16 protein-coding genes, 1 pseudogene and 1 riboswitch are annotated in these 14,085 nt (G+C 70.2%); all 17 genes and pseudogenes read right to left on the bottom strand.

What is annotated here, in order from left to right; translation table 11 throughout:
- Positions 1 to 1,426 (bottom strand): glutamyl-tRNA reductase (locus tag ACESY8_RS14390; protein WP_498794809.1); only part of this gene is annotated, 1,426 nt, incomplete at its 3' end.
- The gene (gene cobI / locus ACESY8_RS14385; protein WP_054339429.1) at positions 1,423 to 2,118 is read right to left on the bottom strand and encodes a precorrin-2 C(20)-methyltransferase; all 696 of its coding nucleotides are present in this window, start codon (positions 2,116 to 2,118) and stop codon (positions 1,423 to 1,425) included. The genes cobI and ACESY8_RS14390, both read right to left, overlap by 4 nt.
- Positions 2,115 to 2,969, bottom strand: a complete 855-nt coding sequence (locus ACESY8_RS14380) for an ATP-binding cassette domain-containing protein (protein WP_009260223.1) — start codon at positions 2,967 to 2,969, stop codon at positions 2,115 to 2,117. Before ACESY8_RS14380 ends, cobI begins: the two co-directional genes overlap by 4 nt.
- Positions 2,966 to 3,745 carry a cobalt ECF transporter T component CbiQ gene (gene cbiQ, locus ACESY8_RS14375; RefSeq protein WP_009260222.1) on the bottom strand — a complete coding sequence of 260 codons (780 nt, stop codon included), beginning with the start codon at positions 3,743 to 3,745 and terminating at the stop codon, positions 2,966 to 2,968. The genes ACESY8_RS14380 and cbiQ overlap by 4 nt, the downstream gene beginning before the upstream one ends.
- Positions 3,745 to 4,035: an energy-coupling factor ABC transporter substrate-binding protein gene (locus ACESY8_RS14370; protein ID WP_009260221.1), complete on the bottom strand. Its 291-nt coding sequence runs from the start codon at positions 4,033 to 4,035 to the stop codon at positions 3,745 to 3,747. Before ACESY8_RS14370 ends, cbiQ begins: the two co-directional genes overlap by 1 nt.
- A 13-nt stretch (positions 4,036 to 4,048) precedes the next feature.
- Positions 4,049 to 4,768, bottom strand: a complete 720-nt coding sequence (locus ACESY8_RS14365) for an energy-coupling factor ABC transporter permease (RefSeq protein ID WP_044941397.1) — start codon at positions 4,766 to 4,768, stop codon at positions 4,049 to 4,051.
- Between the two features lie 31 nt (positions 4,769 to 4,799).
- A riboswitch (cobalamin riboswitch) is annotated at positions 4,800 to 4,971 on the bottom strand.
- Positions 4,963 to 5,760, bottom strand: coding sequence for a sirohydrochlorin cobaltochelatase (locus tag ACESY8_RS14360; protein ID WP_044941396.1), 798 nt, complete (start codon positions 5,758 to 5,760; stop codon positions 4,963 to 4,965). It overlaps the preceding riboswitch by 9 nt.
- A 15-nt stretch (positions 5,761 to 5,775) precedes the next feature.
- On the bottom strand, positions 5,776 to 6,423 hold the full coding sequence (locus tag ACESY8_RS14355) for a precorrin-8X methylmutase (protein ID WP_044941394.1): 648 nt from the start codon (positions 6,421 to 6,423) through the stop codon (positions 5,776 to 5,778).
- 4 nt (positions 6,424 to 6,427) lie between these two features.
- A complete protein-coding gene (locus tag ACESY8_RS14350; RefSeq protein WP_044941392.1) occupies positions 6,428 to 7,924 on the bottom strand; it encodes a cobyric acid synthase in 1,497 nt (498 codons plus the stop codon).
- Positions 7,924 to 8,778, bottom strand: coding sequence for a pyridoxal phosphate-dependent aminotransferase (locus ACESY8_RS14345; protein ID WP_498794808.1), 855 nt, complete (start codon positions 8,776 to 8,778; stop codon positions 7,924 to 7,926). The genes ACESY8_RS14350 and ACESY8_RS14345 overlap by 1 nt, the downstream gene beginning before the upstream one ends.
- A 221-nt stretch (positions 8,779 to 8,999) precedes the next feature.
- The gene (cbiB, locus tag ACESY8_RS14340; RefSeq protein ID WP_021630369.1) at positions 9,000 to 9,977 is read right to left on the bottom strand and encodes an adenosylcobinamide-phosphate synthase CbiB; all 978 of its coding nucleotides are present in this window, start codon (positions 9,975 to 9,977) and stop codon (positions 9,000 to 9,002) included.
- Complete coding sequence (locus ACESY8_RS14335) at positions 9,974 to 10,579, bottom strand: histidine phosphatase family protein (protein WP_009260214.1); 606 nt, start codon at positions 10,577 to 10,579, stop codon at positions 9,974 to 9,976. The genes cbiB and ACESY8_RS14335 overlap by 4 nt, the downstream gene beginning before the upstream one ends.
- Positions 10,570 to 10,926 (bottom strand): bifunctional adenosylcobinamide kinase/adenosylcobinamide-phosphate guanylyltransferase, encoded by a 357-nt coding sequence (locus tag ACESY8_RS14330; RefSeq protein ID WP_024725328.1) that lies wholly within the window; start codon positions 10,924 to 10,926, stop codon positions 10,570 to 10,572. The genes ACESY8_RS14335 and ACESY8_RS14330 overlap by 10 nt, the downstream gene beginning before the upstream one ends.
- Complete coding sequence (locus ACESY8_RS14325) at positions 10,923 to 11,690, bottom strand: adenosylcobinamide-GDP ribazoletransferase (RefSeq protein WP_065534129.1); 768 nt, start codon at positions 11,688 to 11,690, stop codon at positions 10,923 to 10,925. The genes ACESY8_RS14330 and ACESY8_RS14325 overlap by 4 nt, the downstream gene beginning before the upstream one ends.
- A complete protein-coding gene (locus tag ACESY8_RS14320) occupies positions 11,687 to 12,208 on the bottom strand; it encodes a bifunctional adenosylcobinamide kinase/adenosylcobinamide-phosphate guanylyltransferase (RefSeq protein WP_054339512.1) in 522 nt (173 codons plus the stop codon). The genes ACESY8_RS14325 and ACESY8_RS14320 overlap by 4 nt, the downstream gene beginning before the upstream one ends.
- A gap of 126 nt (positions 12,209 to 12,334) precedes the next feature.
- Positions 12,335 to 13,393, bottom strand: a complete 1,059-nt coding sequence (gene cobT, locus ACESY8_RS14315; protein WP_498794807.1) for a nicotinate-nucleotide--dimethylbenzimidazole phosphoribosyltransferase — start codon at positions 13,391 to 13,393, stop codon at positions 12,335 to 12,337.
- Positions 13,390 to 14,085: pseudogene (locus ACESY8_RS14310) on the bottom strand (cobyrinic acid a,c-diamide synthase); the annotation flags it as partial. The pseudogene ACESY8_RS14310 and the gene cobT, both read right to left, overlap by 4 nt.

Below are 14,085 nucleotides of genomic sequence, written 5' to 3'. Positions count from 1 at the left end.
CCCCCCCCCCCCCCCCCCCCCCGGCCAGATCGCCGGGGGCATAGGGCCGCCCCTCCCACTGTATGCCCTGGGGCGGGGTCTTACAGCGGGGGGCGATCACCGTCACCTCCGCGCCGAAGCGGGAGAGCACCTCCGCCCGGCGGCAGGCGACGGCCCCGCCGCCCACGACCACCGCCTTCTCCCCCGCCAGATTGACGAACAGCGGGAAGCGGAGGGGCCGCTGCTCGGGCAGGGGCCACCTGGGTTTGGCGGCGGTATGTACCTCGATCTTGCGGGCGCAGCGCTCCAGCTCCTCCGGCGTCAGGTTCTCCTTGAGCGCGCCGGAGAGGAGGTCCACCGCCCGCCCCACGGCCAGCTCCACCAGGCCCCTGGCCTCCGGGCCGTCCAGATCGGTGGACAGTACCCGGGCGGCCACCGCCTGCTTCACCCGCTCCAGGCCGGGCAGGCAGGAGCGGTAGTTCTCCCACTGGGCCATCTGCTCCAGGTGCCGCTCCACGATCTCCGCGGCGGCGGCGGGCACCTCCCGCCGTGTGTCCACCCCTAGGGAGTCCACGTTGTAGAGGGTCACGCCGGGCAGCTCCCCCACGGCGGGCTCGATGTCCCGGGGGATAGCCAGGTCGGCCAGCAGGCGGGGGTGGTCCTCCACCGCCGCCAGCTCCCGGGCGGAGATAGTGTAGTGGGGGCTGGTGGTGGCGGAGAGGAGCAGGTCCACCCCCTTCATGGCGGCGTAGCGCTCCTCATAGGGGGCCACGGCGCACCCGGCGGGCACCACGGTCTCCCCGTGGCGGTAGGTGCGCAGGGTGACGGTGACGGCGCACCCCAGCCGGTGGAGCAGAGCGGCGGACAGGCGGCCCATCTCCCCGTTGCCGATGACCAGGGCCCGCTTGCCCTCCAGGCCCCCTGCGTCCCGCGCCAGCCGCTCCACCGCGCTCTGGGCCGCGGAGCGGGGCACTCCGGTGAGGGGCACCTTGGTCTTGATCTCCTTGCCTGCGGCGGCGGCGTTGCGGAACAGGATCTCCAGCACCCCGTCCGCCGTGCCGGCCTCCCGGGCGGGGGCCGCCGCCCCCTTCACCTGGGTGAGGATCTGATCCTCCCCCCAGATCTGGGAGCGCAGGCCGCCGGCCACCTCCATCAGGTGCCGGGTAGCCTCCTCCCCCGTGCGGGTGACGAAGGCCCCGGCGAAGGGGGCGTAGGGCAGCCCCGCCGCCGCGCACAGCAGCGCCCCCGGCTCCGGCTCCGCCCCGGAGGCGCAGGAGAGGTAGAGCTCCGTGCGGTTGCAGGTGGACAGGAGCACGCAGCCCTCCACCCCCTCCGCCGCCCGGAGCAGCCGGTCCAGCTCCACCACCCGGCTCCGGGTGAAGGAGAGGGCTTCCCGCAGACCGATGGGGGCCTTCCGCCAGTCCAGGCCGGTCATACGGATGTTCAAGCCTCTTCCCCCTTCTTCACCAGCACCACGGAGAAGTAGCCGCTGCCATCGGTCAGCTCGGCGAAGCGGGGGTAGACCGCCTCCCCCTCCATGCCGCAGTTGGCCACCATGGACGCCCGCTCCAGCAGGCCCTTCTCCGCCAGCTTCTCCTTCAGCGCGCCGATCTCCCGGCCCGCCTTCATGAACACCAGGTTGGCGTCCACGTCCAGGCAGTCGTCCACGTCCTTGTGGGAGGCGGGGACAATGAGCAGCCGCTCCGACTTCTCGCACAGGGCGGCACCCAGCCGGGCCGCCACCGCGCAGAAGGAGGGCACGCCGGGGATGATCTCCGCTTCATACCCCCGGGCCGTCACCTTGCGGTGGAGGTAGAGGTAGGTGGAGTAGACGGTGGGATCGCCCAAAGTGAGGAAGGCCACGTCCTTCCCCCCGTCCAGCAGGGCGCACACCCGGTCGGCGTTGGCCTCATAGGCCGCGTCCAGGGCGGCCTCGTCCCGCACCATGGGGGCGTCGCAGAGGAGAATCTCCTTCCCCTCGGCCAGCTCTCCGGCGATGGTCAGCGCGGTCTTCTCCCCGCTGCCCTTGTCAGGCACCGCCAGCACCGCCGCCTGGGCGATGATCCGCTGGGCCTTGCGGGTAATCAGTTCCGGATCGCCGGGGCCCACCCCGACGCCGTACAGAATGCCTCGTTTCACAATAACTCCTCCTGTTTCAACAATCGCAGCAGTTCCCGCCGGGCCGCCCCAATGGTGCCCACCGGGGTCACGTCCAGGCCGTCCCGGTCGCGGAGAATCGCCATCAGATGGGCGATGCGGGGCAGGCGCAGGTGGTTGGCCCGCAGCAGCTCCGCCTTGGTGAACAGCTCCTCCGGCGTTCCCTGGGCCAGCACGCTTCCCCCGCCCAGCAGGTAGGCGTAGTCGCAGCACAGGGGCACCACGTCCATGTCGTGGGTGGCCATGAGAATGGTCATGCCCTGGCTGTCCCGCAGGCTGGTCAGCAGCTCCAACAGATCGCTCACCCCCTGGGGATCCAGTCCGGCGGTGGGCTCATCCAGAATCAGCGCCTCCGGCTCCATGACCAGCACGCCGGCGATGGCCACCCGCTTCTTCTGACCGAAGGAGAGCGCGTGGGTGGGCTTGTCCCGCAGGTGGGACACCCCCGTGCGCTCCATGGCTGCCTCCACCCGGCGGCGCACCTCCGCCTCGGGCAGGCCCAGGTTGACCGCACCGAAGGAGATATCCCGGTACACGTCGGCGGAGAAGAGCTGGTCGTCCGGATCCTGGAAGACAATGCCCACCCGGCGGCGCAGCTCGGTCAGCCCCTTCCGATCCCGCTTCACCGGCACGCCGTCCAGCAGAATCTCCCCGTCGGACGGCTGGAGCACGCCGTTCAGGTTCAGAAACAGGGTGGACTTGCCCGCCCCGTTGGCCCCCAGAATGCCCGTGATCTTTCCCCGTTCGGCCCGGAGGTTAATGCCCTTCAGCGCCGCCGTGCCGTCCTCATAAATATAGCGCAGCTCTCTGGCCTCAATCGCGGCCTCCATCATCCCATCACCCTCCTCTCGAAATACCATGCCGCCAGCTGAACCGCCGCCACCGCCGCCGTCAGCGGGTAGAGCCACGCCCCCCGCGCATAGTCGCCGGACAGGGTGACCAGGCTTCCGCTGTAGCCGCGGGACTCCAGGGCGGTATACACCCGATCCGCCTTCCGCCACGCCCGGAGAAACACCATGGAGGCCAGGGTGCCCAGGGAGGACAGGGAGCGGCGCAGCCCCTGATAGCCCAGCCGGGACTCCTGGGCCAGGCGGATGCGGGAGGCGGTCTCGGTCAGGACAAAGATAAAGCGGTAGATCAGTTCCATCAGCTCCACCATCAGGTGGGGCACGTGCAGCCGCTCCAGCGCCATGGTCACATCGGTCATCGGGGTGTTCAGCGCCAGGAAGTACATGGCTCCCACCGCCCCCAGTGCCTTGCAGAACAGCCGCCCGGCCCGGAGCAGCGCCGCCCCGTCAAAGCCCCACAGCCGCTCCCCCACCGGCACGGCCAGCAGCACCGGCGCGCCCTGGGGGTAGCTGTTGATCAGGATCGTCACGCATCCGACGGCCAGGAAGGCCATCGGGATGCACAGAAAGCGCAGGAAGACGCGGGGGCTGAGTCCGCCCAGGGCGGTAACCAGCCCCCACATCCCCAGCAGGGTGACCAGGCCGACCGTTACGCTGTCGCAGAGCAGGCAGAGCACCAGCGCCGAGCCGGTCAGAAGCAGCTTCGGCATGGGGGAGATTCGCCGCAGCCGCGATTGATAGGCGTAGCGGTCGGTTCCCATCAGCCCTGATCCCTCTTTTCCGGCTTTTTGGTGATGCGGCCCAGGACGAAGCCCACCACGCCCGCGCCGATGGCGGCCTGGAGGGCGAAGAGGAGGGACTCCACCTCGCCGCTGGCCGGCTCCAGAATCGGCTCAAACCAGGGCTCATAGTCGGGCTGAAGCTCCAGGATCACTTCTTCCGCCTGGCCGTCCGCGCCGCCGAACTCGGCGTTGGGCAGCAGCCACAGCGGCAGCGCCGCCAGCAGCACCACCAGCACGATCAGGATCAGATTTTTCTGCCATACCTTCATTCCGGTTCCCTCCTTACAGCACGCACAGGGCGTGGAGCTCTTCCCGGCTGTACTTCTCCAGCACATTGAACACCACCACGGTCAGCAGGCCCTCGGCGATGGCCAGAGGGATCTGCGTGACGGCGAACACCATCAGGAATTTCCCAATGCCGCCGTTGACCACCCCCAGCTGCACCGAGGTCACCACATAGGTGAACAGGTCGCCCAGCGCGGCCGCGGCGAAGACCGCCACCGCCGCCGGGGCGTTTGCCTTGCGCAGCAGCTTGTAGACCGCCCAGGACACGATGGGGCCGGCGATGGCCATGGAAAAGGTGTTGGCCCCCAGGGTGGTCAGGCCGCCGTGGGCCAGCAGCAGAGCCTGGAACAGCAGGACGATCAGCCCCAGCACCGCCATGGTCATGGGCCCGAACAGGATGGCGCCCAGCCCCACGCCGGTGGGGTGGGAGCAGGAGCCGGTTATGGAGGGGATTTTCAGCGCGGAGAGCACAAAGGCAAACGCTCCGCACATGGCCAGCAGGATTTTGGCCTTGGGGGCCTGGGCGATCTTCTTCTGGATGGAGAGGAAGCCCGCCACCACAAAGGGGACGCATACCACGCCCCAGCCGGCGGCCCAGCCCACCGGCAGGTAGCCCTCGGCAATGTGCATGGCCGAGGCGCTCATGGTGAGCACGCCCAGCAGGCCGACGAGCACCGCTGCCGTGCGCAGAAGCCGTGTGTTTCGTTGATTCATCATGTGTTTCATCCTTTCCTATCGCTCGTAGGTGGCTGTGAATTCGGAGCCGGCACGGTTTTCCGGCTTGAGCGTCTCCGCCGCTGCGCGCCTTCCCGGGTCGCCCCAGTGGCCCGTGCGCACCGGCTGTTCTCTTACGGCAGCGGGACTGCGCGGGATTTGCACCCGTCTTCCCGTTTCCGGCCCCCGGATCTATATCAACAGGCTTCCGCCTGGAGCTGTTCCGCCTGCCTGGCGTGCTCCACAAACAGCGCCCGCACCGCCGGGTACTCCCCCAGGCCGGTGAGCACGCAGGCCGTCTCGTAGCCCTCGGCCTCCAGACGCCGCCGCCAGGAGTCCTCCTCATCCCCCGCCAGATCGTTCTTGGCGTGATCCCCCGCCACGGTCATCAGGGGGCGCAGCTCCACCCTCCGCACCTGGGGGCGCTCCTTTAGCCGGCGCAGGGCCTCCCCGAAGCCAGGGTAGCCCTCCACCGTGCCGATCACCACGTCCTTCCGACCCAGATCGTGGAAGGTGTACTCCATCAGGGCATAGGCCGAATTGGCCTGGTGCTCCGAGCCGTGGCCCATGTAGAGCACGGCGGTGTCCGCCCGCTGGGCTGGCAGCGCCTCCATCAGGGCGCGGCCCAGGGCCGCGTAGTCCTCCGCCGCCGTTAGCAGGGGGCGGCCGAAGGCCATGCGGGCAAAGCGGGCGCGGTACGGCTCCGCCTGGGTCAGCAGCTTGTGGTACTCCTCCCCGTTCATCACGTGGGTGGGCTGCACCACCACGTCGGTACAGCCCCCGGCCAGCAGGCGCTCCAGCGCCTGGGGCACGTTGTCGATGTGGGTGCCCTCCCCCGCCAGCTTGCGGAGGATCATGCCGCTGGTAAAGGCCCGGCGCACCGCCCGCTCCGGGAAGGCCGCGGCCAGCTCGGCCTCAATGGCCGCGATGTTTTTCTCCAGGGTGTCCCGGTGGCTGGTGCCGAAGGACACCGCCAGAACCGCTCTCTCTGTCATCGTGCGTCCCTCCCGTTATTCCCGCGCGTTGTTGCTGGCCTGATAGAGCATGGCGTTGCAGATGGCGGCGGCCACGTTGCTGCCGCCCTTCCGCCCCCGGGCCACGATGTGGGGCACGTCCAGGGTGAGCAGCAGCTCCTTGCTCTCCACCACGTTCACGAAGCCCACCGGCACGCCGATGACCAGGGCGGGCCTGAGCTCCCCCGCGTCGATCAGCTCGCAGGCCCGCACCAGGGCGGTGGGGGCGTTGCCGATGGCCAGCACCAGCGGCCCCTCCAGCCGGGCGGCCCGCTCCATGGACACGGTGGCCCGGGTCTCCCCCCGGGCCTTGGCCTCGGCGGCCACGTCCGGGTCGGACATGAAGCACACCGCCCGGCCGCCGAATTTCTCCAGCACCCGCTTGTTCACCCCGGAGAAGGCCATCTGGGTGTCGGTGACGATGGTGCAGCCCTGCCGTATGGCCGCGATGCCCGCCTCCACCGCCCCGGCGGAAAAGACCAGATTGTCGGCGTACTCAAAGTCCGCGGTGGTGTGGATCACCCGCTTGACCACGGGCAGCTGCTCCGCCGGGAACACCCGCTCCCCCAGCTCCTGGCCGATGAGCTCCATGCTCCGGGCCTCAATGTCCGCGGGGGCCACCCGCTGCAATTCGATGTGTTTCATGTCTCTATTCCTCCCCGTTGAGAATCCGGTAAATGCGTTTCATATCCAGGCTGGCCCGCAGGCCGGCCGCCAGCTTGTCGTACTGCTGCTGGGCGTACGCCTGCCAGTCCACGCTGGCCGCGCCCGGCTCCAGCCCCTTGGCCGCCAGCAGGGCGTTCACCAGGGCGGCGGCCGCCGCCGCCTTGTCGAAAATGCCGTGGACGTAGCAGCCCCACACGTTGCCCGCGCTGAGGCCGTCGGAGCGCCGCTCCCCGGTCTGGGTGGTGAACTCCGCCAGGGGGGCCGCCCCGCTCTCGGTGCGGCCCATGTGGATCTCGTAGCCCTCGAAGGCCACGCCGGCCAGGGCGCGGAAGAGCCCCTCCGGGGCGCGGAAGGCCCCCGTCACCCGGGTGCGGGTCTTTTCCCCCTGGAACACCGTGTCGGCGGGAAGCAGGCCCAGGCCCCGGAGGGAGCCGCCCCCCTCCACCCCGTCGGGGTCGGAGACGGTATTCCCCAGCATCTGATAGCCGCCGCAGATGCCGATCACCGCTCCGCCGGCCGAGGCGTGCTTGAGCACGGCGGTCTCCATGCCGCTCTCCCGCAGCCAGCGCAGATCGTCCATGGTGTTCTTGGTGCCGGGGAGGATCACCAGATCGGGGCGCCCCAGCTCCCGGGGATTGCGGACGTAGCGGAGGGTGACCTCCTCCATCCGCTCCAGGGGGTTGAAGTCGGTGAAGTTGGACAGGCGGGGCAGGCGCACCACCGCAATGTCCACCAGGCCCACCCTTCCCCCTCCGCTCAGGCGGTGGGAGAGGGAGTCCTCGTCGTCCACATCCACGTCCATCATGGGGACAACTCCCAGCACCGGCTTGCCGGAGAGGGCCTCCAGCTGCCCCAGACCGGGGCGGAGGATATCCACATCCCCCCGGAATTTGTTGATAATCAGGCCCTTGATCCTCGCCTGCTCGTCCGGCTCCAGCAGCTTCACCGTGCCGTAGAGGGAGGCGAACACGCCCCCCCGGTCGATGTCGCCGCACAGGAGCACCGGGGCGTTAGCCCGGCGGGCCATGCCCATGTTCACAATGTCGTCCTGCCGTAGGTTGATCTCCGCCGGGCTGCCCGCCCCCTCGATGACGATAATGTCGTACTCCGCCGCCAGGGACTCGTAGGCCGCCATCACCTCGGGGATGAGACTCTTGCGATAGCGGAAGTACTCCCCCGCCGCCATGGTGCCCCGGGGCACGCCGTTGACGATCACCTGGGAGCCCACGTGGCTGGTGGGCTTGAGCAGGATGGGGTTCATCCGCACGTCGGGGGCCACCCCCGCCGCCTCGGCCTGCACCACCTGGGCCCGGCCCATCTCGAAGCCGTCGGGGGTGATGGCGGAGTTAAGGGCCATATTCTGGGATTTGAAAGGGGCAACCTTATAGCCGTCCTGGGCAAAGATGCGGCACAGCCCCGCCGCCAGCAGGGACTTGCCCGCGTTGGAGGCGGTTCCCTGGATCATAATCGCGTTGGCCATCACAACACTTCCTTTAAGGCGGCCAGCAGCCGCCGGTTTTGTTCCGCCTGTCCCACACACACCCGGTACCAGTCGTTCCCCAGGCCGTGGTAGTTGGCGCAGGAGCGGATGAGCACGCCCCGCATGAGCATCCGCTCCTTCAAATCGGCCGCGCCCGCCGCCCGGAACAGCAGGTAGTTAACCTGTCCAGGCACCACCTCCAGCCCCAGGGCGGTCAGGCCGTCCGACAGGGCGGGGCGCTCCGACGCCAGCAGGGTCCGGGCCTTCTCCGGCCAGTCGGGGCACTGCTCCAGGGCGGCCAGCCCCGCCGCCTGGGCGGGGGTGGAGACGCTCCAGGGCGGGCCGGCGGCGGCCATCCGCTCCAGAAGTCCGCCGTTGGCGGAGAGGGCGTAGCCCAGCCGCAGGCCCGCCATGGCGTAGCTCTTGGTGAAGGCCCGCAGGAGCAGCAGGTTGGGGTGCTCCGCCAGACAGGGGGCCAGCCCCGGCCCCGCCCCGTCGGAGAGGGGCAAAAAGCACTCGTCCACCGCCAGCACCGCCCCCACGGCCCGGCATTGCTCCGCCGCCGCCCGCAGCAGCGCCCCGTCCACCAGCCGCCCGGTGGGGTTGTTGGGGGTGCAGAGGAAGACCAGCTCCACCCCCGGCGCGATGACGTCCAGCAGCCCGCCGTCCACGTCAAAGCGGTTCTCCCGGCGCAGGGGGTGGCGCGTCACGGCGCACCCAGCCGCCGTCAGCGCCTCCTCGTACTCGGAGAAGGCCGGGGCGGTGACCAGCGCCCGCCGGGGCCGCAGGGCGTAGGCCAGCCGGAAGATCAGCTCCGCCGCCCCGCCGCCGCAGAGCACCTGCTCCGGCGCCACCCCGTCGTGGGCGGCGATGGCCGCCCGGAGCGGGGGCGGCCGCGGCGGCCGCCTGCACCGCCGGGGGCATCCCCAGGGGGTTCAGGTTGGCCGAGCAGTCCAGCACGTCGCCGCCGAAGCGGGCCCGCGCCGTGAGCACGTCGCCGCCGTGGGTATATGGGGTCATGGTGATTCCCTTCTCTCTGGTCAGGATGGTGGACGGGTGGGGCGGCGGGCCGGTGTTACGGGAACAGCAGAATCAGCAGGGGCACGCCGCAGAAGAGCAGCAGGGCAAAAAAGGCGGTGGCGTAGAGAATCCGGCCCGCCCGCAGGATGTCCAGGGCCTCCACCGGCCGCTGATCGTCGCCGATGGTGGGTTTATCCACCAGCTGGCCGAAGTAGTAGTTGGGCCCCGCCAGCTGGAGCTGGAGCGCTCCGGCGCAGGCCGCCTCGGTGTGGGCGGAGTTGGGGGACTTGTGCCTCTTCCGGTCCCGCCGGAAGATCCGCCAGGCGTTCTTCCCGTCGTAACCCGCCGCCGCGCCGCCCAGGCACATGAGCACCCCGGCGATGCGGGCGGGGAGAAAGTTGAGCGCGTCGTCCAGCCGCGCCGCCGCCCGGCCGAAGTAGAGATAGCGGTCATTTTTGTAGCCCACCATGGAGTCCATGGTGTTGACCGCCTTGTAGAGCATACCCAGGGGCGCGCCGCCCAGGGCCAGGAAGATGAGGGGGGCGATCACCCCGTCGGAGGCGTTCTCCGCCACGGTCTCCACCGCCGCCTTGGCCACGCCGGCCTCGTCCAGCCGCTCGGTGTCCCGCCCCACAATCATGGACACGGCGTGCCGCGCGCCGGGCAGGTCTCCGGCCTTGAGGGCCTCGTACACCTTGTCGCTCTCGTCCCGCAGGGACTTGGCGGCCAGCAGCTGATAGCACAGCAGCGCCTCCGCCGCGAAAGCCAGCCAGGGGCTGAGCAGGCCGCACCCCCACAGCAACAGGGCGGTGAGGCCGGTTGGAATGGCGATGGTGAGCGCCACCAGCGCCGCGCCGCCGGCCAGCTCGCCGCCGGGGGACTTGGGAAAGAGCCGCCGCAGAAGCTTCTCCAGGGCGGCGATCAGCACACCGACGGCCCGCACCGGGTGGGGCGCCCAGTGGGGATCCCCCAGCAGGAGATCCAGGCAGAAGCCGGTCAGCAGGGCCAGCAGGTGGGATACCCCCCAGCTCATAGCCCCTTCTCCCCCCTGTACTCCTCCAGAATGGTCAGCTCCAGGGTGTCCGGATTCAGCTCCGCCCGGAAGCCGCCGCAGTTGGGACACATCCAGCCGTAGTAGTCCCGCTCCGGCCGGCCGTACTTGGCCAGCAGGGCCATGAGGGCCCCGCCGTGGGACACCACGCCCACCCGGCCAAAGCCCCGGCGGGCGGCGTCGGCCGCCGTCTTTTCCAGGCCGATGGACACCCGGTCGGTGACCTGCTGGGCGCTCTCCCCCACCGGCATGGCGGCAAAGTTGGGCCTGTCCCCCATGCCCAGCCACGCCTGATAGAGGGGGTCGTCCTTCAGCTCCTCGTGGTTCTTGCCCTCAAAGGGGCCGAAATCGCTCTCCCGCAGCTCATCCACCACCGTCATCTCCACGCCGGGCCACAGCAGCTCGGCGGTGCGGCGGCAGCGCTGGAGGGGGCTGCGGTAGATGTGCTCTACCGCCGGCAGGGTGGCGCCCACCCGCCGGGCCAGCTCCTCCCCCTGGGGGAGCAGCGGCACGTCCAGCGTGCCGATAAAGCGCCGTTCCAGGTTGCCCTGGGTGGTACCGTGGCGCATCAGAATCAGTTCCATGGGCCTTCTCCTTTCAATACCATGGGCAGGCCGCAGAAGATGCGCTCCACCCGCTCTGCCCGCTCCGCCAGGCGGCAGCAAAGCCGTCCCACCGCCTCCCGGTGCGCTCGCTGGGCCGGCTCCACCGGCACCACGCCGCAGCCCACCTCGTCGCAGATCAAAATCACGTCCGGGTTGGCCTCCAGCAGCGCCGCCTCGTCCAGCTCCGGCCAGTCCTCCAGCCCGGCAAAGACGGGCCGTGTCCGGGCCTCCTCCGGGGTGCGGGCCACCTGGGCGGGGCCGTACCCGGTCTTTTGCAGCACGTAGTCCAGCTTGCCCTGGCCCGCGCCGCCGATAATCAAAATCATAACAGCACCTCCAGCCTCTGCCCCACCGCCGCGCAGAGCACCATCCCCAGCTCGCACAGCTGGAGGAAGAACCCCGCCAGATCGCCGGTGACGCCGCCGAACTGCCGCCGGGCGGTCACCACATAGTAGACGCACGCCAGACCCGCTCCCGCCAGGGCGGCCAGACCCGTCCGCACATCCGCGGCCACCATGGCCCCTCCGGTGAGGACGGCCCACGCCGCCAGCACTCCCCGGGCCTTGACCGCGTCCATGGGGCCGGTGAAGGTGGCCAGCAGGCCGGTGCCCCGGGCGTTGGGGAGGGTGACGGCAAAGAGACCGGACAGGCTGCGGGAGAAGGCCGGCCCCAGGGCCAGCGCCAGGGCGGCCCGGCCCGCGGGCGCCGCCTCGCACCAGGCGGCGAAGAACACCAGCAGGTACAGCCCACAGCAGATGATGGCGAAGGCCCCGGTGTGGGAGTCCTTCAGAATCTCCAGCTTCCGCTCCCGGCTCTGGTGGGAGGACAGGGCGTCGCAGGTGTCGCAGAAGCCGTCCAGATGGATGCCGCCGCTGAGGGCGATGGGGAGCAGCAGGGCCAGGGCGGCGGTAAAGACCGCGCCGAACCCCAGCCAGCCGGCCAGGGCCAGCCATAGCCACAGCACCGCCCCGACGGCCAGCCCCACCAGCGGGAACCAGCACAGGGCCCAGGAGAGGGCCTTTTTCTCCCAGTCCACCCGGGGCATGGGGAACTTGGAGTACATGGCAAAGGCAATGATGAGGGATTTCACGGGTTTGCTCCTTTCCAGGCGATGGGGATGCCGCAGACCACCTCGTACACCCGGTCGGCCCGCTGGGCCACCGCCCGGTTCAGCCGGGCCAGCACGTCCAGGTAGGCCAGGGTCTCGGGGTCGTAGTCCATTCCGTCGGAGAACAGCTCGTTGGTGACCACCACCAGCAGGGCGGCCTGCTCCGCCGCCCGCTCCACGCCGGAGAGCACCCGGCCGAAGGCCCCCTCCCGCCCCTGGGGGCCGAAAAACTCGTTGGCGGTCAGGTTGGAGAGATCCTCCAGCAGGGCGGCGCATCCGGCCGGCAGGACGGCCCCGGCCAGGTTCACCGGGCACTCCACGGTGGCAAACCCCTTGCCCGCCCGCATCCGGCGGTGGCGCTCCACCCGGCGCTCGCTCTCGGCGTCCCACACCTGCATGGTGGCCAGGTAGGCCCGCGTCTCCAGGCCGGAGGCGGCGACCAGCCCCTCGGCAAATTCCGACTTCCCGCTGGCCGAGCCGCCGGAGACCAGTATCAGCATGGATGCACCTCCTTCGGGGGGGGCAAGCCCCCGCCCTACCGCCTCGCAGAGTTTCGCCCACTTGCGGCAAATTCAAATAAAAATCTGTGTGAAGCCGCCGTATCCATGGGGGGATGCAATCCCCCCCTAGCCTAAGGGCTGGTAGGCCTCGATGTTGGTGTCCTCAAAGGTGGCCATCTCCCGGTAGACCGCCAGCCCCATATCCAGCAGGGGCATGACGACCACGGCCCCGGTGCCCTCGCCCAGGCGCATCCCGGCGTAGAGGAAGGGGCGCAGGCCCAATTCAGAGAGCACCAGCCGGCTGGCCGGCTCCTCCGACGCGTGGGAGCCCAGCATGTAGTCCTTACAGGCCGGGCACAACCGGGCGGCCACCAGGGCGGCCACGGAGGAGATGAACCCGTCCACCAGCACCGGCGTATGGCACAGGGCGCCCCCCAGGAACACCCCGGCCAGCCCGGCGATGTCCAGGCCGCCCACCTTGTGGAGCACGTCCAGCACGTCGGCGGGGTCGGGCCGGTTCACCGCCACTGCGGTCTCGATGGCGTGGATCTTCTTCTGCAGGCCCGCGTCGGACAGGCCGGCCCCCCGGCCGGTCATCACCACCGGCTCCTGGCCCAGCAGCACGGCGGCCACGGCGGAGGAGGTGGTGGTGTTGCCGATGCCCATCTCCCCGGTGGCCAGCAGGCGCACGCCCCCGGCGCACAGCTCCCGGGCGGTCTCCACCCCGGTCAGGACGGCCTGCACGGCCTCCCCCCGGCTCATGGCGGGGCCCTGGGTCATGTCGGCGGTGCCCCGGCGGACGCACCGCTGCACGATGCGCGCCCCGGTGAGGGGGACGGCCGTGCCGATGTCCACGGGCACCACCTCCGCCCCGGCGGAGCGGGCCATGGCGCACACGCTGGTGTCGCCGGTGGACATGTTCTCCGCCACGATGGCGGTGACCTCCTGGCCGGTCTGGGTGACCCCCTGGGCCACCACGCCGTTGTCGGCACACATGACCACCACCGCCCGTTTGGAAATGTCCACGTCGGCGCTGCCCGTCATGCCGGCGATGCGGATGACCGCCTCCTCCAGCGCCCCCAGGCTGCCCAGGGGCTTGGCGATGGAGTCCCACCGGGCCTTCGCCCGCTCCATGGCCGCCATATCGGCGGGGGTAATTCCTGCAATCACCTGATCCAGTGTCATAGCGCTGCCTCCTGTGCATAGCGGCGGGCCGCCGCCACAAAATTGCGGGCCGCCGACGGCGCGGCCCAGAAGTGGAAGTGGGGAAAGCCGGCGTACAGCGTCGGGGTGTGGAACGCGCAGTCCCACCCCCGGTCGCTCTGGGGCTTCTGCGCATGAAAATCGGTTCCGGGGGTGGTGCTGTCCCAGTAGTGGAACTCATGGGCGGGGAAGCTCTCCCCCGCCTGGCACAGCAGGCCGTCCTTTTTCGCGGTGAGGGTCACATAGCCGAAGCGGCCCAGCCTGCCGGTGTTGGCCGCCCGGCCGGGGAGCGCCCCCGCCATGGGCCAGTCCCGGCCCTCTCCGTCGGAGAGCAGCCGGTTGAGGTAGAGGAACCCGCCGCACTCGGCCACGGTGGGCAGCCCCCCCGCCACGGCGGCGCGCACCGCCTCCCGCATGGGGGCGTTGGCCGCCAGGGCCCCGGCGAACAGCTCCGGATAGCCGCCCCCCAGGTAGAGGCCGCAGGTACCCTCGGGGAGCGCCTCGTCCGCCAGCGGGGAGAACTCCGCCAGCTCGGCCCCCAGCGCCTCCAGCAGCTCCAGGCCGTCGGCGTAGTAGAAGCAGAACGCCTTGTCCCGGGCCACGGCGATGCGGGGCCGCCCAGGCGGAGAAAAGCGTGGACATAGACGGCCTGCTGGCCCTGGCGGCCTCCGCCC

It is taken from the genome of Clostridium sp. ATCC BAA-442, assembly GCF_964239415.1.
In the GTDB taxonomy this organism is placed as follows: domain Bacteria; phylum Bacillota; class Clostridia; order Oscillospirales; family Oscillospiraceae; genus Flavonifractor; species Flavonifractor plautii.
Note: the sequence above shows the minus strand (reverse complement) of the source record. Positions and strands in the feature narration are given on the sequence as shown.